This window comes from Rhizobium sp. SRI_017 (assembly GCF_057586295.1).
In genome coordinates this window covers 115,679-136,073 of the sequence record NZ_JBYCZP010000018.1, presented here as the reverse complement: position 1 = coordinate 136,073, position 20,395 = coordinate 115,679, and the positions used below count along the sequence as shown (strand labels likewise).

General features: G+C 62.4%; 21 protein-coding genes and 1 tRNA gene. 11 read left to right on the top strand and 11 right to left on the bottom strand.

Annotation, left to right across the window (positions count from 1 at the left end; genetic code table 11):
- Positions 1-542 precede the first annotated feature (542 nt).
- Entirely contained in the window at positions 543-1,637 is a 1,095-nt protein-coding gene (locus AC2YI2_RS29080; RefSeq protein ID WP_487390026.1) for a GlxA family transcriptional regulator, read from the bottom strand.
- A 171-nt stretch (positions 1,638-1,808) separates the two neighbouring features.
- On the opposite strand from AC2YI2_RS29080, the gene AC2YI2_RS29075 reads away from it, so the two are divergent.
- From AC2YI2_RS29075 to AC2YI2_RS29050, 6 genes are all read left to right on the top strand, one after another.
- Positions 1,809-2,258: a carboxymuconolactone decarboxylase family protein gene (locus AC2YI2_RS29075; RefSeq protein WP_487390030.1), complete on the top strand. Its 450-nt coding sequence runs from the start codon at positions 1,809-1,811 to the stop codon at positions 2,256-2,258.
- A gap of 180 nt (positions 2,259-2,438) precedes the next feature.
- Positions 2,439-3,488, top strand: coding sequence for a class I SAM-dependent methyltransferase (locus tag AC2YI2_RS29070; protein ID WP_487390025.1), 1,050 nt, complete (start codon positions 2,439-2,441; stop codon positions 3,486-3,488).
- 650 nt (positions 3,489-4,138) lie between these two features.
- Positions 4,139-4,450, top strand: a complete 312-nt coding sequence (rplU, locus tag AC2YI2_RS29065; RefSeq protein WP_487390024.1) for a 50S ribosomal protein L21 — start codon at positions 4,139-4,141, stop codon at positions 4,448-4,450.
- A 24-nt stretch (positions 4,451-4,474) separates the two neighbouring features.
- Positions 4,475-4,747, top strand: a complete 273-nt coding sequence (rpmA, locus tag AC2YI2_RS29060) for a 50S ribosomal protein L27 (protein ID WP_487390023.1) — start codon at positions 4,475-4,477, stop codon at positions 4,745-4,747.
- Between the two features lie 133 nt (positions 4,748-4,880).
- A complete protein-coding gene (locus AC2YI2_RS29055; RefSeq protein WP_487390022.1) occupies positions 4,881-5,513 on the top strand; it encodes a GNAT family N-acetyltransferase in 633 nt (210 codons plus the stop codon).
- Positions 5,510-6,196 (top strand): GNAT family N-acetyltransferase, encoded by a 687-nt coding sequence (locus AC2YI2_RS29050; protein ID WP_487390021.1) that lies wholly within the window; start codon positions 5,510-5,512, stop codon positions 6,194-6,196. The genes AC2YI2_RS29055 and AC2YI2_RS29050 overlap by 4 nt, the downstream gene beginning before the upstream one ends.
- A gap of 30 nt (positions 6,197-6,226) precedes the next feature.
- On the opposite strand, the gene AC2YI2_RS29045 is transcribed toward AC2YI2_RS29050, so the two are convergent.
- Positions 6,227-7,087, bottom strand: a complete 861-nt coding sequence (locus AC2YI2_RS29045) for an endonuclease/exonuclease/phosphatase family protein (RefSeq protein ID WP_487390020.1) — start codon at positions 7,085-7,087, stop codon at positions 6,227-6,229.
- Positions 7,088-7,163: 76 nt separating this feature from the next.
- Between AC2YI2_RS29045 and obgE the strand changes: the two genes are divergently transcribed.
- The 4 genes from obgE to AC2YI2_RS29025 are packed head-to-tail and all read left to right on the top strand — an operon-like array spanning position 7,164 to position 11,316.
- Positions 7,164-8,270 carry a GTPase ObgE gene (gene obgE / locus AC2YI2_RS29040; RefSeq protein ID WP_487390019.1) on the top strand — a complete coding sequence of 369 codons (1,107 nt, stop codon included), beginning with the start codon at positions 7,164-7,166 and terminating at the stop codon, positions 8,268-8,270.
- Positions 8,260-9,420, top strand: a complete 1,161-nt coding sequence (gene proB / locus AC2YI2_RS29035; RefSeq protein ID WP_487390018.1) for a glutamate 5-kinase — start codon at positions 8,260-8,262, stop codon at positions 9,418-9,420. The genes obgE and proB overlap by 11 nt, the downstream gene beginning before the upstream one ends.
- The gene (locus tag AC2YI2_RS29030) at positions 9,413-10,690 is read left to right on the top strand and encodes a glutamate-5-semialdehyde dehydrogenase (protein WP_487390017.1); all 1,278 of its coding nucleotides are present in this window, start codon (positions 9,413-9,415) and stop codon (positions 10,688-10,690) included. The genes proB and AC2YI2_RS29030 overlap by 8 nt, the downstream gene beginning before the upstream one ends.
- A gap of 38 nt (positions 10,691-10,728) precedes the next feature.
- The gene (locus AC2YI2_RS29025) at positions 10,729-11,316 is read left to right on the top strand and encodes a nicotinate-nucleotide adenylyltransferase (protein WP_487390029.1); all 588 of its coding nucleotides are present in this window, start codon (positions 10,729-10,731) and stop codon (positions 11,314-11,316) included.
- On the opposite strand, the gene AC2YI2_RS29020 is transcribed toward AC2YI2_RS29025, so the two are convergent.
- The 4 genes from AC2YI2_RS29020 to AC2YI2_RS29005 all read right to left on the bottom strand — a co-directional run bounded on the left by AC2YI2_RS29020 (position 11,317) and on the right by AC2YI2_RS29005 (position 13,757).
- Positions 11,317-11,505 (bottom strand): Trm112 family protein, encoded by a 189-nt coding sequence (locus AC2YI2_RS29020; RefSeq protein ID WP_487390016.1) that lies wholly within the window; start codon positions 11,503-11,505, stop codon positions 11,317-11,319.
- 8 nt (positions 11,506-11,513) lie between these two features.
- Entirely contained in the window at positions 11,514-12,188 is a 675-nt protein-coding gene (locus AC2YI2_RS29015) for an LON peptidase substrate-binding domain-containing protein (RefSeq protein WP_487390015.1), read from the bottom strand.
- A gap of 36 nt (positions 12,189-12,224) precedes the next feature.
- Entirely contained in the window at positions 12,225-13,166 is a 942-nt protein-coding gene (gene trxA / locus AC2YI2_RS29010; RefSeq protein ID WP_487390014.1) for a thioredoxin, read from the bottom strand.
- An 81-nt stretch (positions 13,167-13,247) separates the two neighbouring features.
- Positions 13,248-13,757, bottom strand: a complete 510-nt coding sequence (locus AC2YI2_RS29005) for a prolyl-tRNA synthetase associated domain-containing protein (RefSeq protein ID WP_487390013.1) — start codon at positions 13,755-13,757, stop codon at positions 13,248-13,250.
- Between the two features lie 249 nt (positions 13,758-14,006).
- Between AC2YI2_RS29005 and AC2YI2_RS29000 the strand changes: the two genes are divergently transcribed.
- A tRNA-Gly gene (locus tag AC2YI2_RS29000) sits at positions 14,007-14,081 on the top strand.
- 98 nt (positions 14,082-14,179) lie between these two features.
- On the opposite strand, the gene AC2YI2_RS28995 is transcribed toward AC2YI2_RS29000, so the two are convergent.
- Genes AC2YI2_RS28995 through AC2YI2_RS28975 form a run of 5 tightly spaced genes read right to left on the bottom strand, consistent with a single transcriptional unit; the run spans position 14,180 to position 20,394 of the window.
- Positions 14,180-15,469: an amidohydrolase family protein gene (locus AC2YI2_RS28995; RefSeq protein WP_487390012.1), complete on the bottom strand. Its 1,290-nt coding sequence runs from the start codon at positions 15,467-15,469 to the stop codon at positions 14,180-14,182.
- Between the two features lie 15 nt (positions 15,470-15,484).
- Complete coding sequence (locus AC2YI2_RS28990; RefSeq protein WP_487390011.1) at positions 15,485-16,426, bottom strand: ABC transporter permease; 942 nt, start codon at positions 16,424-16,426, stop codon at positions 15,485-15,487.
- Positions 16,423-17,472: an ABC transporter permease gene (locus tag AC2YI2_RS28985; RefSeq protein WP_487390010.1), complete on the bottom strand. Its 1,050-nt coding sequence runs from the start codon at positions 17,470-17,472 to the stop codon at positions 16,423-16,425. Before AC2YI2_RS28985 ends, AC2YI2_RS28990 begins: the two co-directional genes overlap by 4 nt.
- Positions 17,462-18,985 carry an ABC transporter ATP-binding protein gene (locus AC2YI2_RS28980; RefSeq protein ID WP_487390009.1) on the bottom strand — a complete coding sequence of 508 codons (1,524 nt, stop codon included), beginning with the start codon at positions 18,983-18,985 and terminating at the stop codon, positions 17,462-17,464. Before AC2YI2_RS28980 ends, AC2YI2_RS28985 begins: the two co-directional genes overlap by 11 nt.
- Entirely contained in the window at positions 18,982-20,394 is a 1,413-nt protein-coding gene (locus tag AC2YI2_RS28975; protein WP_487390008.1) for an amidase, read from the bottom strand. Before AC2YI2_RS28975 ends, AC2YI2_RS28980 begins: the two co-directional genes overlap by 4 nt.
- Between the last annotated feature and the right edge of the window lies 1 nt (position 20,395).

Here is a 20,395-nt window from a genome sequence, read left to right as displayed (position 1 = left end):
AGACTTCATCGTCATGATCTCAAACCTTAACGATATGAAACCTCTTGTGCTGGATTGCCCGACCGGCAAGAGCATCGGCGCAACCTGCTGGGAGCCGTTCTAGTGGCCGCTGGCCTTCGCCTTCATTGGGGCGAAATTCGATCGTCTCAACGGGCTTGTTCATGTCGCCCCTCACGCATGGTTGCGGGGTCAGCGGGCGCCCTCCGAACAGGGCCAAGGTCGGGCTCTTCGTGAGGCATCCCCGTGGCGCAGACTCAAACTCAACGTATAACGAACTGCTCCCGTTCTCCGACCAATTGGCAGACAACCTAACCGCCACGCTGGGATCCCCCGGCAACACGCTTCTCGGTAGAGATTTCAAGGCCGAGATGGCAGACCAGACCAATTGCTCAACGGCAATCGCTTGGCTCCGTCAACAGAGATATCACTATCAGACCGTCTTGATGGAAGTGCTGGGCGAGCGCTTTGGCCGCGAACGATAGATTCTAGCGAGTGCTTGCTTCCGATTGAACAAGTCCAGGCGCGACGCGGAACTGGGGCAATTACCATCTGCCCTTTTTGTCGCGAGCTCCAATTCCTAGCTCCAGCTCTATCGTCTCTGGTAACCGGAAGCGCCGTCGGTAGTCGCCGGGCGTCAGGCCGCTGAGCTTGCGGAAGAGCCGGCGGAAAGAGGAGAGATCGGAATAGCCGACCTCCTCGGCGATCTCTTCGATCGGCCGCTCGTCGCTCTCCAGCATCTGCTTGGCTTCCTCGATCCTCAGCCATTGGACATATTCGAGGGGTGCGTAGCCGGTCGCCTTGCGGAACCGGCGGTCGAAGGAGCGCTTGGGAAGGCCGGAGAGCTTTAGCATCTGGGCGAGAATCTCGCCTGACGTGTAGTTCATAGCCGCGAAGGACTGGCATTTCTCCACCACCGCGTCGCCATGGCCGACATTGGCGGCCATGGAGGCGTAGGGAAGCTGGCCGTCGCGGTGCCACTGGTAGAGAAAGAGTTTCGATATCCGGATCGCCTCGGCGGTGCTGGCGCGCTTGGCGACGAGGAAGAGCGTGAGGTCCTGCCAGGAGGATGCGCCGCCGGCGCAGACCAGCGAATGGTTCGGCCCCGACTGCACCAGGATGCGCTCCTCATGCAGCGTGACCTTCGGGAACTGGGTGCGGAACAAAGGCACGAACAGCCAATGGGTGGTCGCGGCATGACCTTCCAGCAAGCCGGCTTCGGCCAGCGCCAACGAGCCGCCACACGTGGCGCAAACCAGTGCGCCGTTCTCATGCATCCGGCGGATCCAGTCGAGCAGCCTGCGGTCAAGCCCCCTCAACATTTCTGGTGAGTCGACGACGATATTGGGGACGATGACGATATCGGTGTCCTCTACATCATCGACAGTGAATTGCGGGACGATGCTGACACCGGTGATCAGCGTGAGCGGACCTGGTTCCGCTGAAACGATGCGCGGCGTGAAGAGCACCTCGCTGACCGGTTCGTTGGTGTTGCTGCGCCAAAACGAGCCCGCCGTCCAGAGCGTGTCGTAGATCCCGTAGATGATCGAGGGATCGCATTCCCGGAACGCGACGATGCTGACGCTGGTCGAGCGTTTCACATCTGCACTTGATGGCTCAATCGGCTTCATGACGGCCATTCTGCCTCTGCCGACCCTGCATTGCAATGCGTAAAAGACGTTCCGAACCGAGCGGCTCGATGGGTCCTGTCTGAAACGATTGTTCAGAACGCCACAGCCGGCGGCATCGACAACCGGGACACGCGGGGCGCTCCCAGCCCCGCGTGCTCCCACGTGAACCTTATGAAGGATATGCAATTGAAGAACTTCGCAATCATCGTCGCAACCGCGTTGACCCTCATCGGCGGCGCCAAGCCGGCTCCCGCCCAGGATGCAAAGACGCAATCCGAGGCAACCTATCAGGACATCACCAAGACCCTCGGCTTCGTGCCGAGTTACATGAAATCCTATCCGAAGCACGCCGTCAGCGGTGCGTGGCAGATGACCAAGGGACTTCTCGCCAGCCCCGAGAACAAACTCGACACCAAGACCAAGTCGCTGATCAACCTCGCCGTCGCGGCGCAGATCCCTTGCCAGTATTGCATCTGGCTCGAGACCGAGATGGCAAAGAAGGCGGGCGCCTCGCAGGAGGAGATCGCTGAAGCCGTGACCCAGGCCGCCTATGTCCGCCATTGGAGCACGGTGATCAATGGCATGCAGGTCGACTTCGACACGTTCAAGAAGGAATTCAGCGGCCAATGACAGACGGCCGGCTGTCTTTCGGGCATCGCCGGCACTCGATGAGCGCTCCCGATCACGCGGGAGCGGTTTCATCTTCTGACGCAAGCCGCTCGCGACAAGTCGCGGGCCAAAGCGTCCAACTTCAAAACAACCTCAACAAGCGGCCGTGCATTTGCGCCGGCCGAACGAAAGGCTTTTGCCATGGATATCAATATGGAGGGTCTCTACGCCCTGCTCGGCACTGTTGTGAACGAGCTCGGCGCGGCGCAGAATTCCGCACTCGTCATTCTCGGAGACGAACTCGATCTCTACCGAAAGCTCGCGGCCGAGGGACCAATGACCTCGGTGGAACTTGCGACCCACACCGATACGCATGAACGTTATGTGCGGGAATGGCTGTCCGCGCAGGCGGCGTCGGGCTTTGTTACCTACCATGCTGACTCCGGCAAGTTCTCGATGACGCCGGAGCAGGCAATGGTGTTCGCGATCGACGAAAGCCCGGCCAATGTTGCTGGCGGCTTCCAGGCGCTCGACGCGATCTTCGCGGATCGCAACAAGCTTCGCGACGCCTTCCGCCATGGCGGTGGTGTTTCCTGGACGGAGCGCTGCAACTGCATGTTCTGCGGCACCGATCGGTTCTTCCGCGCAGGCTATCGGGCCAATCTGCTCCAAAGCTGGCTTCCGGCGCTCGACGGCGTAGTCGAGAAGCTGGAACGTGGCGCCAAGGTTGCCGATGTTGGCTGCGGCTACGGTTCCTCAACCATCATCATGGCCGAGCGGTTCACCAACTCGGAATTCCTGGGAGTCGACTTTCACGACGCCTCGATCTCGCACGCTCGAAACCATGCCAACGGTCACGCAAATCTCCATTTCGAGACGGCAAGAGCGCAAGATTTTTCGGGCACCGGATACGACTTCGTTGCCATGTTCGACGCCCTCCACGACATGGGCGACCCGGTCGGGGCGGTGCGCCACATTCGCGAACGGATCAAACCGGACGGCACGCTGATGCTGGTTGAGCCGATGGCCGGCGATAGCCTCTCCGAGAACCTCAACCCCGTCGGCCGGATCTTCTACGCCGCCTCGACCAATACCTGTGTGCCGGCCTCACTCGGCCAGGAAGTGGGCGCAACCCTCGGCGCCCAGGCTGGCCAGAAGAAACTGACCGAAGTGCTCAATGCCGGTGGATTCAGCCGGGTTCGCCGCGCCGCCGAGACGCCCTTCAACATGGTGCTTGAAGCAAGGCCCTGAGATGCTCGTCACTCTTGCGGGACAAGCCATGGCCATGAGGTGAGAGGAGGGAACGCTAGAAAGAACCAGAGCCAAACAAGGACGGCATAAAGTTTCTCGCCAATTGTCAGCGGGTGTCGTGCCTATTTTGTGGCCCATGCTTTGCAAGACCACCGCTTATCGACGTCAGAGGGAGGGGTCAGTTGGCTAAACTCCTGACCTTTCTCGATCTTTTCGCAAATACTCAAAGGGAAAGACAGCGACCACAACCAAGCAAGGGCAGATTTCGAGTGCGGTGCAATCGACCACTCCATCACCTCTCCGCATTCGCTTTCGCCCCAGTGGCAGCCGGTCGGGCTTTTGGGCGAAGCGTCGGCGCGATACAGCGATGAAAAATCGCGAGTGCAAGCGGTAATGGTACTGAAATTTCCGTTTCATCGCATCAGGTCAGCTTGACAGAAATAATGGCCTCGCGTACACGCATGGGCGGAAAACTGCGGACAGATGCGTTCGCGGCATGTTTTGGTGTTTGCCGCAAGGCGGGAATCAGGGCATATCTCACCGGCGGGGTTCGCTCCGCTTCAGACCAACCGACTGAACAAAAAGACCGCCCGACCGAAGCCTTTAGAGGTTTCACCCGAGGCGGTGCACAGAACATGAAAGGATAAAAAATGTTCGCAGTCATCAAGACCGGCGGTAAGCAGTACCAGGTTGCTGCAGACGACGTCATCCAGATCGAAAAACTGGAAGGCGAAGCCGGTGCAAAGATCGAATTCACAGAAGTCCTCGTTGTTGGCGAGGGTGCCAGCGCCAAGATCGGCGCGCCGTTTGTAGCCGGCGCTGTCGTGACTGCGGAAGTCGTCGGCCAGGGCCGCACGCGGAAGACCATTTCTTTCGTGAAGCGCCGCCGCCAGAATTCCAAGCGCAAGAAGGGCCACCGCCAGCATTTCACCACCGTCCGCATTCTGACGATCGCGGCATAAGGTTAGAGGACAAGGAGTAACACCATGGCACACAAAAAAGCTGGCGGCTCGTCGCGTAACGGTCGCGATTCCAATTCCAAGCGTCTCGGCGTCAAGAAGTTCGGCGGCGAAGCCGTAATTCCCGGCAACATCATCGTTCGCCAGCGCGGTACGCAGTGGCATCCCGGCGCCAATGTCGGCATGGGCACAGACCATACCCTGTTTGCACTCACCGATGGCGCCGTGAATTACCGCACCAAGGCGAATGGCCGAGTATACGTGTCCATTATGCCGAAAACCGCGGAAGCAGCAGAGTAAGCCGGAGCTCTCTAAACAGCCGGCGCCTCATTGGCCCGGCTGACACTTCAGGTCGCAAGACCTCCAGGTTTCAAAAGGGACGGTGGGGACATCCACCGTCCCTTTTCGTTTGCGATAAACCCAGGAGGTCACAATGCAAACCCAAATGAAGGAAAGCCAAAGCCAAGGCGGCTTCAGAAGTGAGATGCGGCCGCTGCCGCTGGAACTCTCGTCGCCCATCCTCGTTTCCGAGCGCCTCGTTCTGCGTGCTCCTGAGATGGCTGATACCAACGCAATTGCCCATCTCGCCAACAACATGAGTGTCGCCGCCATGGTGTCGCGCATGCCGCACCCCTACACGACCAAAGACGCCGAAAACTTCGTCTCCCGTGTTGCCTCGGGCGCGATGGGCAAATGCGTCTACGCGGTCACATTTGGTGAGACAAAGCAGTTTATGGGCGCCTGCGGGCTTGAAGCGCATGACACCGGTCGAGGTCTCGAGCTCGGCTACTGGATCGGCGAGCCCTACTGGAACCGGGGTTTTGCGACGGAAGCCGCGCAGACCCTGATCGATTTCGGCTTCCGCCACTTCGATGTCGACTTCATCGATGCGCGTTGCCGGGTGATGAACATCGCCTCGCGGCGGGTGATCCAGAAGTGCGGCTTTCAGTTCCAGGGCACCGGCATGGCCGGTTCCTTGGCGCTCGGCGGCATGGTGGCGGTCGAATGGTTCCGGCTGGACCGCAAGACCTGGGGTTCGCTCAGAAGCTGGGGAGGTGCGAGATGACCGCACTTGTCGAGCATAGGGAAACCTTCGCCGTCCCGCCCCTGCCCTTCGCCGATCTCGACCGTATCCGGACGCTGCCGCGGCAGCCCTTGATCCGGACCGGCCGATTGACGCTGCGCAGGCCCGAGGCCCGTGATGCCGAGGCGATCACCGAAGGGCTTGCCAATTACAAGGTCGCCAGGATGCTGGTCAGGGTTCCGCAACCCTATCATCTCGAGGATGCGGAAGACTGGCTCGCTTCGATCGATGGTCCCGGCGCCGACTCCCGTCCCCAGGCCTGGACCTTCGCGATCACGCTGGGTGGCGTCCGCGCAATCCTTGCACCTGAGATCGAGGCGGCCAACGGCAATGTCTCCGACCGGCTGGTCGGCCTTGTCTCGATCGAATGGCGCGAGGCCGGTGATCGCACCGGCTGGCACCTCGGTTACTGGCTGGCCGAAGCGCATTGGGGCAAGGGTGTCATGACCGATGCCGTCAATGCCATCGTCGCCCGGTTCTTCTCGGTCATGATGGGCGAGACGCTGTTCTCGTCGGTGATGGCCGACAATCCGGCTTCGCTCCGCATCCAGGGCAAGCTCGGCTTCGACGTCACCGGCGTCGAGGATGTCTATTCCCACAGCCGCGCCGCAAGCGTCCGGCTGATCACGACCGAGTTGACCTTCGGCGGCTATATGCCGATGTAAGCAAATGAGGGCGGAGCGATCCGCCCTCGCCTACTGCATCTCCACCCAGACAGGCTTGTGGTCGGACGCGATGCAATCTCTATCCACCCAGCCATCCTTCAGGCGCGTGACCAGCGTGCCGCTGATGAAGCAATAGTCCAGATATTGCCGGATATCGGGATGGCCCGGCTCCTCCCAGGTGAAATCATCGTCGCAGCGCTTACCCAACCGGTCGAGCACGTCGATCGGGAAGGCAGCAGTGGCCGTGCGGCCGTAATAGAGATCCTTCGGCCCGACCATGGCGACATATTCCGGCTGCTCGGGCATCATGTTGAAATCGCCCATCACTATATAGTGGTCGCTATGCGGAAGTTCCGGAAAGCCGAATTCCATGCCGCCGGTGACCGCTCCGCCTTCCTTCGCATAATTGGCGAGATGCTCTCTCAGGAAATCGATCTGGGCGATGCGCTCGGCTGGGCCGCGATGGTCGAGATGGACGGAATAGACGCGGATCGGTCCGCTCGGCGTGAGGATCAGACATTCAAGTGCCGAGCGCTGGATATTGAGCCGGTCATAGGTGCGGCTGCGCGGCAGAAGGATGTTGCGTGTTGCCAGAATGGGATAGCGCGACAGCACCATATTGCCGAATTCGATGTGGCGCATGCGCATGCGGCCATTGACCAGAGAGGAGCCCCCTTCGGTCTTGGTGCCGGCGCCATAGACGTGAAAAAAGTCCGGAAGAAGACCGGCGAAAATTTCAGGCAGATCGGCCTGACTATTTTTGGGGAAGTTCCGGGAAACCTCCTGCATCGCGATGATATCCGCCCCCTCAACAGCCTCTACGATGCGTTTGGGATCGTATCTTCCGTCGAGTCCAATGCCGAATTGGACGTTAAAGCTGACGAATTTCATGATATTCTTTGACCTTTCACGGCTGTCGCTATATCGAACACGCAACCGCAGAGATGGCAAGGCCCCCCGACCGCAGATGAAATTTCTCGACCAGGCAAAAGTGTACATAAGGTCCGGTGACGGAGGCGCAGGTTCCGTCTCGTTCCGGCGCGAGAAATTCATCGAATTCGGCGGCCCTGATGGTGGCGACGGCGGTCGTGGCGGGGATGTCTGGGTCGAAGCGGTGAACGGTCTCAACACGCTCATCGACTATCGTTACCAGCAGCATTTCAAGGGCGAAACCGGCACCCACGGCATGGGTCGCAACCGTCATGGCGCCAAGGGCAAGAGCGTCACGCTCAAGGTCCCGGTCGGGACGCAGATCTTCGAGGAAGACGGCGAGACGCTGATCTGCGACCTTACCGAAGAAGGCCAGAAATACCGCATCGCCAAGGGCGGCAATGGCGGATTCGGCAACGCCTATTTCAGAAGCTCGACCAACCAGGCGCCCGACTGGGCCAATCCAGGCCAGGCGGGTGAGGAAAAGAATGTCTGGCTGCGCCTGAAGCTGATCGCAGATGCCGGCCTCGTCGGGCTGCCGAATGCAGGCAAGTCCACCTTCCTCGCGACCTGCACGCGCGCCCGGCCGAAGATCGCCAACTACCCCTTCACGACGCTTCACCCGAACCTTGGCGTTGCCACGGTCGACGCCAAGGAATATGTGCTCGCCGACATTCCGGGCCTTATCGAAGGCGCGCATGAAGGCGTCGGCCTCGGCGACCGCTTCCTCGGCCATGTCGAGCGCACACGCGTGCTGCTCCATCTGGTTTCGGCGCAGGAGGAGAATGCCGGCCAGGCCTACAAGACGGTCCGCGCAGAGCTCGACGCCTATGGTGCCGGCCTTGAGGATAAGACGGAAATCGTCGCGCTCAGCCAGATCGACACTGTCGATGCCGAGACGTTGAAAAAGAAAAAGGCGGCGTTGAAGCGCGCCTGCGGCCAGGTGCCTTTCGCCATCTCAGCCGTGTCGGGCAAGGGCATGCAGGAGGTCCTGCGTGCACTCGCCGAAGTCATTGAGACCAGCAAGGCCGAGAACCCCGAACTGCCGTCCGCCGAAAGCGGCGTCAACTTCAACCGCAAGGCCAAGATGGCGCCGATGACGGATGATGATGACGACGAATGGGACGAGGACGATGACGACTGATCGGACGTCGCTTGCGGCCTGCCGCCGCGTCGTCATCAAGATCGGTTCGGCGCTGTTGGTCGATCGCGCCTCGGGCCTGCGCAAGGCGTGGCTCGACGCGATGTGTGCCGACATCGCGGCGCTCACCGCCAAGCGCATCGAGGTTCTGGTCGTCTCGTCCGGCGCAATCGCCATGGGACGCTCCGTTCTCGATATCGGGGCAGGTGCACTGAAGCTCGAGGAGAGCCAGGCCGCCGCGGCCGTCGGTCAGATCGCCCTGGCGCGCGCCTGGTCCGAGGGGCTCTCGAAACACGACATCGTCGCCGGCCAGATCCTGCTCACTCTCGGCGACACCGAGGAGCGCCGCCGCTACCTCAACGCCCGCGCCACCATCTCGCAGCTCATGAAGCTGAAAGCCGTGCCCGTCATCAACGAGAACGACACCGTGGCGACGACCGAAATCCGCTATGGCGACAACGACCGGCTTGCCGCCCGTGTCGCCACGATGGTCGGCGCCGATATGCTCGTGCTTCTGTCTGATATTGACGGGCTCTATTCCGCCCCGCCGCATCTCGACCCCAAGGCCGAGTTCCTGCCCTTCATCCCGGCGATCACGCCCGAGATCGAAGCCATGGCGGGCGGCGCGGCGTCAGAACTGTCGCGCGGCGGCATGCGCACCAAGATCGATGCCGGCAAGATCGCGACCCATGCCGGCTGTGCCATGATCATCGCCTCAGGCAAGGTCGACCATCCGCTCAAAGCCATCATGGAAGGTGCGCGCCACAGCTGGTTCGCACCCTCATCAGAACCGGTCAAGGGCTGGAAAACCTGGATCGCAGGCAAGCTCGTGCCCGCCGGTCGCCTCGTCATCGACGAGGGCGCGGAGCGTGCGCTGATGACCGGCAAGAGCCTGCTGCCTGCAGGCGTCCGCCGTATCGAAGGTGACTTCCTCCGCGGCGATACCGTGGCTGTGCTGGCCCTCGACGGACGTGAAATCGCCCGCGGCCTCGCGAGCTATGACGCCCAGGAAGCGGGCCTGATCGCGGGTAAGAAATCCGCTGACATAGAGGGTGTTCTCGGCTATGCCGGACGGGCTGCGATGGTCCACCGCGACGATCTCGTCATGACCGCGGGACGCAAGGCGAAGAGCAAGGAAGAGGCCAATGCTTGACCAGCCAAAGGAGAGCATCCGCGATCTGATGCTGCAGATCGGCCGCAACGCGCGCGCCGCCGCCCATCCGCTCTCGATCGCTTCCGCCGAACGCAAGCATGCCGCCCTCGTCTCCATGGCCCGCGAGATCATGGATCGCAAGGACGAGATCCTGTCCGCCAATGTGCTCGACCTCGAGAATGCCGAGGCCTCCGGCATGGCCGCGTCCTTCGTCGACCGGCTGACGCTGAACGATGACCGCGTCCGCGCGATGGCCGACGGCATCCGCGCCATTGCCGAACTCAAGGACCCGGTCGGCGAAGTCATCGCCGAATGGGATCGCCCGAACGGCCTTCACATCGAGCGCGTCCGCACGCCGCTCGGCGTCATCGGCGTGATCTACGAAAGCCGGCCGAATGTCACCGCCGATGCCGGTGCGCTCTGCCTCAAGGCCGGAAATGCCGTGATCCTGCGCGGCGGTTCGGATTCGCTGCATTCGTCGCAAGCCATCCATGCCTGCCTGGTCAAGGGCCTTAGGGATGCCGGCCTGCCGGAACATGCCATCCAGATGGTGCCGGTCGCCGATCGCGCCGCTGTGGGCGAACTGCTGACCGGCCTCGACGGCACTGTCGACGTGATCGTCCCGCGAGGCGGCAAGAGCCTCGTCGCCCGTGTGCAGAGCGAGGCCCGTGTGCCGGTCTTCGCCCATCTCGAAGGCATCTGCCACGTCTATGTCGATGCGAGTGCCGATATCGACATGGCCAGGAGGATCGTCGTCAATGCCAAGATGCGTCGGACCGGCATCTGCGGTTCAGCCGAGACACTGCTTGTCGACAGCGCCGCGATCGGCACGCATCTCATGCCGCTCCTGGAAGCCCTGACCGAAGCCGGCTGCGAAATTCGAGCCTCTGCCACCGTCCTCAAGGTCTTTCCCGGCCTCAAGCCGGCGACGGACGAAGACTGGTCGACCGAATATCTCGACGCGATCATCTCGGTCGCCATCGTCGACGGCGTTGGCGGTGCGATCGCCCACATCAACAAATATTCCTCGCATCACACCGAGGCGATCATCTCCGAGGACGCCGGCGCCGTCGCGCGATTCTTCAACGAGATCGATTCCGCCATCCTGCTCCACAATGCCTCGACCCAGTTCGCCGATGGCGGCGAATTCGGCATGGGCGCCGAGATCGGCATCGCCACCGGCAAGATGCACGCGCGTGGGCCTGTCGGGGTCGAGCAGCTTACGTCCTTCAAATACCGGGTCCGCGGCGACGGTCAGATAAGGCCGTAAGCTTGGGGACTGGGGGGATCGATCGCCGCTATCTTGTCATGCCGCATGTCGAGCCCGGCATGACGGTTGGCCTGTTCGGCGGCTCGTTCAATCCTCCGCATGACGGCCACCGGCTTGTCGCCGAGATCGCGCTCCGCACGCTTGGCCTCGACCAGCTCTGGTGGATGGTGACGCCGGGCAATCCTCTGAAATCCAAGCGCGTCCTGGCACCGCTCGCGGAGCGCCTCGCGCTCTCGGAAACAATGTTCCCGCATCCCAGGATCCGTGTCACCGCCTTCGAGCAAAGCCTGGGGTCGAGCTACACGGCCCAGATCCTCGCCCATATCAAGGCACGACATCCAGCCGTCAACTTCGTCTGGATCATGGGCGCCGACAACCTCAAGGGCTTCCATCGCTGGCAGAACTGGCAGAAGATCGCGATGACCTTCCCGATCGCCGTCATCGACCGGCCTGGCTCCACCCTGTCATTCCTCTCTTCTCAGATGGCCCGCACCTTTGATTTCGCCCGCATCGACGAGCACGATGCCGGCCTGCTCGCCCGTATCCCCGCGCCTGCCTGGACCTTCATCCACGGGCCCCGGTCGTCGCTGAGTTCGACCCAGATCAGGAAGCAGAACGGCGGTTGATCAGTCCTCGATTCGCCGCGCTTCCGATTCCAGCATGATCGGCACGCCATCCTTGATCGGATAGGCGAGCCTTGCCTTCTCGGAAATCAGTTCATTGGTCTCGCGATCGTAGATCAGGCGGCCCTTTGTGACAGGACAGACCAGGAGTTCGAGCATTTTCGGGTCGGGACGGGAGATGTTGACGTCCATCGTTCCCCTCATTGCAGCGTCTTGGCGGCGTCGCTGAAGCCCTTGGCGAGCACGATTTCGGTCATGGCGACCAGCGTCTCCGATCGCGTCTTGAGGTCGGGAGTTTCAAGCAGCGCCTGTTTTTCGCGCGCACCGAACGGCGCCATCATCGAAAGCGAATTGACGAGCGTGCGGTTGCTGGTCTTGCTGACCGCTTCCCAGTCGACCTCGAGCTTGTTGGCATCGAGATAGGAACGGAAGGCGCGCAGCAATTCGTTGCGATCGACGGCCGGATCATCCTCGGGCTCATGTAGGTCGGATATGAAAGGCGCGAGCTTGACACGGCGATAGGCATAGCTGCCGGACAGCTCCTCTATCACGCGAAAGCGACAGATGCCGGCGAGATCGATGACGTAGCGCCCGTCACCGGTTTCGCCGAAGGTCGTGATGCGGCCGATCGTGCCGACCTTGCAGAGATTCGGATTCCCCAACGGACTTTCTTCGGTCTCGGCCAGATCTGGCTGGATCACGCCGATCAGGCGGTTGCCCTTGAGCGCGTCATCGACGAGCGCCAGATAGCGCGGCTCGAATACGTTGAGCGGCAGGTGGCCGCCAGAGAGCAGCAGCACACCCGAAAGCGGAAACACCGCGAGTGTATCCGGCAGGTCGCTTTCGGTCAGATATCGCGCATTCCCCACTTGCATCAATCTCGTCTCCGCCTGCGTGAACGCTCAGTTGCCTCAAGAGAACAGGATCGACGACATCTTGCGCCGCGCCGCGACGCTCGCCGGATCCTTGAAACCCCAAACTTCCAGGAACTGAAGAAGTTGCTTGCGCGCACCGTCATCGTCCCAGCTGCGATCTTTCCGCATGATCGCAATCAGGTGATCCGTGGCCGCCTCGCGGTCGCCCTCGACATTGAGGATCTTGGCAAGCTTCACCCGCGCCTCATGGTTATCGGGGTTCTGATTGAGCTCGATCTCGAGCGCCCTGGGATCGCCGAGCTTGCGGGCTTCCTCGATGTGCCCAAGCTTGGCGAGCAGTGCGACGATCGTGGCATCCTTGGCCTGCTCCGGCGGCAGCGATGCGAGTAGGTCGCGCGCCCTCTCCCACTGACCAGCGGCGATCATGCATTCTGCCATGCCGGCCATGGCCTTGAGATTTTCAGGATCGGCCTGCAGCACGGCGCCATAGATATCGGCCGCTCCACCAATGTCGCCTGCATCGAGTGCAGCCTTGGCATCGGTCAGCGCGGCCTCGATCTCAAGTTCACCCTCGTCCACAACAGGCCCAGCGATTTTGTCGATGAAGGCACGGACCTGGCTTTCGGGCACCGCGCCCATGAAGCCATCGACCGGGCGACCGCCGACAAAGGCGATGACAGCGGGAATCGACTGGATGCCGAGCTGGCCAGGGATAGAGGGATGGTCATCGATATTGAGCTTCACCAGCTTGACGCGGCCGTTGCCCTCGTTGACGACGCGCTCGATGATCGGCTGCAACTGCTTGCACGGCCCGCACCACGGCGCCCAGAAGTCGACCAGGACTGGCTGGCGGCGCGATTCCTCAAGCACGTCCTTCTGGAAGTTCGCGGTCGTCGTGTCCTTCACGAGGCTCGGCGCAGCAGCGCTTGGCGTCCCGGCCGCCTGCCCGCCGAATGTCGTGTCAAAGGAATTGGCCATGGAATCATTCTCCGAATTGTCTTCGCTCCCGGGGAGCGTCTTGGCTCCTGGAGGGAGCCTGGTTGCGCAGAATGTCGTATGTCAGACGGTCACTTTCAAGACATGGGCGGTGTGACCGGTCGCCTCGACGAAGCGGATGAGATCGCTGCTCGCAATCGAGGTTGTCGCGTCGTTGGAAAGCGGATGGCAATTGACGATATCATTCTTCATCAGATCGGCGTCGAGCACAATGGTCACATTCCCTTGGGTGTCGTTGACGATGCCCAAGGCGGTCACCGCGCCCGGAATCACGCCGAGATATTCCATCAGCTTTTCCGGCTTGCCGAACGAGAACTTTGACGCACCACCGACGATCTGGTGGACGGTCTTCAGATCCACTGTCGCATGCTCATCGACCGTTAGCAGGAAATACTGATCCTTCTTGTCCTTGAGGAACAGGTTCTTGGTATGGCCGCCAGGAATCTCGTCGCGAAGCTGTTCGGATTCGGCCACGGTGAACACCGGCGGATGGTACTTGGTGCTGTGCGCGATGCCGAGCGAATCCAGGTATTGGAAAAGCTCCGCCGGTGTCTTCGCCGCATTCTCGCTCATCGTCCATCCATCTCCAACACAAGGGAAGCCGTGCCCCTGATAGTACGGTTCCCAACCGGTCGCAATGGCTCGAGAACGACCTCCACCGGCAAATTATCACGCAAATTCAGCGGACTAGCGTCGTCTCACAAATTTTCTCGACGAAAATGTCATTTCTCTGTTGCATTTCAAAATGCCTTGGGCCATATAGCCCCCGTCGCCGCAAGGCGGCATCGCGGTCCGGACTATCACACGGATTGTCGATAGTGAGCGGGTGTAGCTCAGTGGTAGAGCACGACCTTGCCAAGGTCGGGGTCGAGGGTTCGAACCCCTTCGCCCGCTCCAGTTTTTCTAGGACGCCAAGCCTCGGTTTTGCCGAGGCTTTTTGCTGTCTTGGGCGACAGCGGCTTTGGCCACAGCTGTCTTGAGGCAACCAGCGCCACTCAAATCCGCGGCACGTAATCCCGTCCGCCATCGATTCTGTCAGGCCGCCCGTCGAGGAAGAGTTCGCCGATGCGTGGTGCCGTGCGGGCAATGACCTTGCCGCCCTTGATGACCGCAAGCCGGTTGGGTTTGAGCCGCAGCGCTTCGAGCACATCGGCGGCCTGGAGGACGATGAGGTCAGCTTTGCAGCCCTTTTCGAGGCCGTAGCCTTCGAGGCCTAGCGTCTTCGCCGAATTGACCGTCAGCGCGTCGAAGATCTTCCTCTTGTCCTCGATGCCGGCCATCTGCGCGACATGGACGGCCATATGGCCGACCTCGAGCATGTCGCCGGAGCCCATCGAGTACCACGGGTCCATCACGCAGTCATGGCCGAAGGAGACGTTGAGGCCGGCGGCCATCAGCTCGCGGACGCGGGTCATGCCGCGGCGCTTGGGATAGGTGTCGTGCCGGCCCTGCAGCATGATGTTGATCAGCGGATTGGGAATGACATTGATCTCGGCCTCCGCCATCAGCGGGATAAGCTTCGAGACATAATAATTGTCCATCGAATGCATCGAAGTGAGATGCGACCCGGCCACCCTGCCCTGCAGGCCATGGCGGATGGTCTCGGCAGCCAGCGTCTCGATATGGCGTGACATCGGATCGTCGGTCTCGTCGCAATGTATGTCGACAGGCAGGCCGCGATCGGCAGCGATTCGGCAGAGCGTCTCGACCGACAGCCGCCCATCCTCCATCGTCCGTTCGAAATGCGGAATGCCGCCGACAATGTCGACGCCCATGTCGAGCGCGCGGTTGAGCGCAGCGACGCCATCCTTGGCGCGGTAATAGCCGTCCTGCGGGAAGGCGACGAGCTGGAGGTCGATATAGGGCTTGATGCGCTCCTTGACTTCGAGCAGCGCCTCGACGGTCACCAGCTTCGGGTCGGACGTATCGACATGGCTGCGGATGAAGAGCAGGCCTTGAGTGACCGCGAGATCGCAATAGCGCAGCGCCCGGTCGACCAGTTCTTCCTTGGTCACGATCGGCCTGAGTTCGCCCCAAAGCGCAATGCCTTCGAGCAGGGTGCCCGACACGTTCATGCGCGGAATGCCGAGCGACAGCGTCGCGTCCATATGAAAGTGCGGGTCGACGAAAGGCGGGCTTACCAACCGGCCCGTCGCATCGATCTCCTCGCCGGCGGCCCCTTCAATCGCTCTTTCGACCGCGACGATCTTGCCACCGGCCACAGCGATGTCGATGCCTGTGCGGCCATCGGGGAAGTTCCCATTTCGAATGATCAGATCGAACATATCGGTGCCTTTCGATTATCGTTCGCCGCGGCGATAGGGCTGCATCAGCGCCTGCGGCACGCGGGCCCGCCGCGCCATGACGGCGAGGGCTGCGATGGAGAGGATGTAGGGCGTCATCAGGAAGATCTGGTAGGGCACCCCCTCGACGGCTGTCTGCAGCCGCAGCTGGAAGGCGTCGAAGAAGGCGAAGAGCAGCGCTCCAAACAGCGCCCGCCCCGGCCGCCAGGAGGCGAAGACGACGAGTGCGATGCAGATCCAGCCGCGGCCCTGCACCATAGTCGGGAAGAAGCTGTTAAAGGCCGAGAGCGTGAGGAAAGCCCCACCGACCGCCATCAGCGCGCTGCCGGCGATCACGGCGCCGTAGCGCACCTTCATCGGGTTGACGCCCTGCGCCTCGGCGGCATGCGGGTTCTCGCCCGTCATCCGGATCGCGAGACCGACCGGGGTGCGGAAGATGAGATAGGCCATGACCAGGGCGATCACGATCGCGAGATAGGTCGGCGCGGTCTGCGTGAAGAGGGCCGGGCCGATGAAGGGAAGCGAAGACAGCACGGGAATATCAAGCGGCTGGAAAGGCGTGATGACAGGCGGCGTACCGGCCACCGGCACGATGAGGCGGAAGACATAATAGCTGAAGCTCGAGGCAAAGAGCGTCACGCCCAGGCCCGAGACATGTTGCGACAGGCCGAGCGTCACCGTCAGCACCGAGTGCAGCAGGCCGAACATGGCGCCCGCCAGTGCGGCCACCAGCACGCCGGTCCAAAGGTCCGCGCCATGGAACACCGCCAGCCAGCCGATCATCGCGCCGAAGGTCATGATCCCCTCGATACCGAGGTTCAGCACGCCAGCACGCTCGCAGAGCAGCGCGCCGAGCGTGCCGAAGATCAGCGGTGTCGCGATACGCAGGATCGCGGCCCACAGGCCGGCGGAAGCGAGAATGTCGAAGACGACGCTCATCGGCGGATCCTGTACTGGGTGAAGAACAAAGCCACCAGCATGGTGAGCAGCGACAGCGCCACGGTCACATCGGCGATATAGGTCGGGATACCCAGGCTTCGGCTCATGCCGTCGGCGCCGACGAACATGATGGCAGTGAACAGCGCCGCGAAGATCACGCCGATCGGATTGAGATTGGCGAGCATGGCGACGACGATGCCGGCATAGCCGAAGCCCGGCGACAGGTCGGTCGTGACATAGCCTTTGACGCCCATGACCTCGATCGCACCGGCGAGACCCGCGAGCCCGCCGGAGAGGCAGGCGACCTTGATCAGCGTAGGCCCGAGCGGCACGCCGGCGAAGATGGCCCCCTTGGGATTGAGGCCGGCGGCGCGCGACTGCATGCCGAACACGGTGCGCGACTGGATGAGATAGACGACGACCGCCAGCACGACTGCAATCGCGAGCCCGATATGCAGTCGGGAGCGGGCGATCAGCTTGGGCAGCATGGCGTGATCGGCCACGGGCTGCGATTGCGGCCAGCCGAAAGCGAGCGGGTCCTTCAGCACGCCATCGATCAGCATCGAGACGAAGAGCACGGCGATGAAGTTCATCAGCAGGCTGGTCACCACCTCGTCGACCGAAAAGCGCAGCCGCAGCCAGAGCGGGATCAGGATCAGCACCATGCCGGCCAGCGCGCCGACGACCAGCAGCAGTGGGATCAGAACCGGCCCCGGCAGTCCAGCCAGCAGCTTGGAGCCGAAGGCGGCAACCGCGATCGCCCCGAGATAGAATTGTCCCTCCGCGCCGATATTCCACAGCCGCGCCCGAAAGGCGACGGCGGCAGCCAGGCCGGTCAGGATCAGCGGCGTGGCACGCGTCAGCGTCTCCGTCGCCGACAGGCGCGAGCCGAAAGCGCCGATCACGATGCGCTTGTAGGCCTCGAAGACCGGCGCGCCGGCAATGGCAATCAGGATGCCGGACAGCATGAGCGCAACGACGATCGCGGCGATCGGCGCACCGATCAGCAGGTAGAGCGACCGTTGCTCACGCCGCTCAAACCGCATGACCGGCCTCCGCTGCGTGGCTCCAGTCGCCGGACATCATGAGTCCAAGCCGCCGTGCATCGGCCTCTTCGGCATCGACGGGTGGCGAGAGTCGTCCGCCGACAATCGCCTGGATGCGGTCGGCGAGCGAAATGACCTCGTCGAGATCTTCGGAAATCAGCAAGACGGCGGTGCCTGCCTTGCGCGCATCCAGGATGCGGGCGTGCACAGCCGCGACCGCGCCTTCATCGAGCCCGCGCGCCGGCTGCGCCGCGATCAGGATTTTCGGCCGCTGCGACAGGTTGCGGCCAAGAATGAGCTTCTGCATGTTGCCGCCCGAAAGCAGCCGTGTGCGGCTGGCAGGCGTTCCGCCGCGGACATCGAAGGCGTCGATGATCGACTTGGCAAAGGCCATGCCCGCCTTCCGATCGACGAGGCCGTTGCGGGAATAGGCCGGCAACCTCTCGAGTACGGCATTCTCCCAGATCGCCATCTCGCCGATCGCACCCTCGCCGTTGCGGTCCTCAGGAATGCGCCCGATCCCCGCGTTAACGACATCACCGACATCAAGATTGTCCACCGGCTTGCCATAGAGCAGCAGCTCGCCGGACGTCCGTGCCAACGTCCCCGAAAACAGGCTCGCCAGCGGCGCCTGGCCATTCCCGGACACGCCGATAATGCCGAGCACCTCGCCTGCGCGAAGGGCAAAACCGACATGCTTCAGCCGGTCGACGCCGCCGATCCGCACAACGACATCGCGCGCCTCCAGCACAACCGCACCCGGCGTCGAGGGTTCGCGGACCGGCCGGGTGACCCGGTGGCCCACCATCAGCTCCGCCAGTTCCGACTTGGTCGTCTTCGACGCCCGGCGTTCGGCCACCATCCTGCCGCCACGCAGCACGACGATGCGGTCGGCGGCGGCAATCACCTCGTCGAGCTTGTGCGAGATGAAGATCAGCGACAGCCCTTGGCGCGCCATGTCTTTGAGCGTCGCGAACAGCCGCTCGGCCTCGATATTGGTGAGCACCGCCGTGGGCTCGTCCAGGATCAGGATGCGGGCATCATTGTAGAGCGCCTTGAGGATTTCGACCCGCTGCTGCTCGCCGACAGAGAGGTCGCCGAGCCGGGCGTCGGGATCGACTTTCAGGCCAAAACGCTCGGCAATGCCGAGCAGCTTCTTCCGCGCCTCCGACGTCCCGGAGCGCAGCTTCCACAGCCGCTCGGTGCCGGTCATCACATTTTCCAGCACGGTGAGATTGGCAGCGAGCGAAAAATGCTGGTGGACCATGCCGACTCCGGCGCCGATCGCCGCGCGCGGCCGGCCTGGCGGCAGTTCCTCGCCATCGATGCGGATATGGCCGGTATCCGGCATATAGTGGCCGAAGAGAATGCTCATCAGCGTCGTCTTGCCGGCACCATTCTCGCCAAGCAATGCAACGATCTCGCCCTTGTCGAGTGACATCGAGATACCGTCATTGGCGAGCGTGTCGCCGAAGCGTTTGCTGACGCCATTAATCTCAAGAACGGGTGTCATGCCGCGAGCCCCGCGACCGGAAATCTGTGCTGCCAGCGGCCCTCGGCCTCCAGCAGCGCCGCAAGCGAAAGCAGTAGGGGCTCGTGCCCGAAGGGCGCGATCAGTTGGACGGGAAGCGGCAATCCCTCAACATCCGCGCCAAACGGAACGGTGATCGCGGGAAAGCCTGCAATATTGGCGACTGTCGCCAGCGGCGCAAAGGCTGTCATGCGATCGAGATGCAGATCGGTATCGCCGTGATCCGTCGGAAAGGAACCGATCGGCAGGGGCGCCGAGGCAAGCATCGGACTGACAATGACATCGACCCGCTCGAAAATCTTCCAGAGATCGCGGCTGACAAGCACGCCCTCGTTCATGCTGTCCCATAGCGCTCTGCCAGATATGCCGCGACCGCGCACGGCGAAGGCCTGCGTCAGCGGCTCTGCGTCATCGATCGGGATATTCAATCCATCCACCTGCGAGGCGAGGCTGACCGAGACGATCGTGCCGAATGTCCGGCCGCTGGCGGCGATCATCGTCTCGAACTCCCGCGCGTCGAGATCGACCAGCATGTGCCCATGCGCTTCGAGGCCGAGGGCCGCAGCCTCCACGACCGCGCTCCGCTCAGCCGACGTCGGAAAGGCGGCACCCGTGCCCGTCACCACGCCGATCCTGCGTGCAGTCTCCTCGGGCCGTAGAGGGCAGGCATCCGCAAACGGCCCCCGCACCCTGCCGCTGAAAGCCTCGAAGGCGACTGCGGCATCCCGCACCGAGCGCGCCACGACGAGTTCAGTGGCGATGCCGCCGAGATGATTGAGGAACGTTGGACCGGCCGGCATCGCACCGCGGCCGGGCTTCAGCCCCACCAAACCGCAGCAGGCCGCGGGGATACGGATCGAACCACCGGCATCGGTCGCATGCGCGATCGCAACGATTCCGGCCGCAACCGCCGCCGCGGCACCGCCAGACGATCCGCCCGGCGTACGAGACGGATCGAGCGGGTTGCGGCAGATCGGGCCAGCCGCCGGCTCGCTTGCCAGTGACAGTCCGAATTCCGAGGTCGTGGTCAGGCCAAAGAGACAAAGGCCGGCATGGCGAAACCGCTGGGCAAGATCGCAATCGGCATTCGACGCTTGCCGCGGGAAGAGCCGCGAGCCGGCCGCCACCGGAAGGCCGGCAAACGGCCCGCCGAGATCCTTGGCCAGCGTTGGCACGCCCGCGAAAGGGCGCGCATTGAATATATAGGGCGCGATCGTGCTTTCGCGATCCATGCCGCGCGCGGCGCTCTCGCCCATCTCTGCATCGAGATGGACGATGGCCCCGAGCGCTTCATGGTCCCAGGCTGCCTGCAGCGAAGCCTGCATTGCCTCGGATGCGCTGAGCTTTCCGGCTTTGATCGCCTCGGCCAGCGCGGTCGCGTCCTCTGTCATG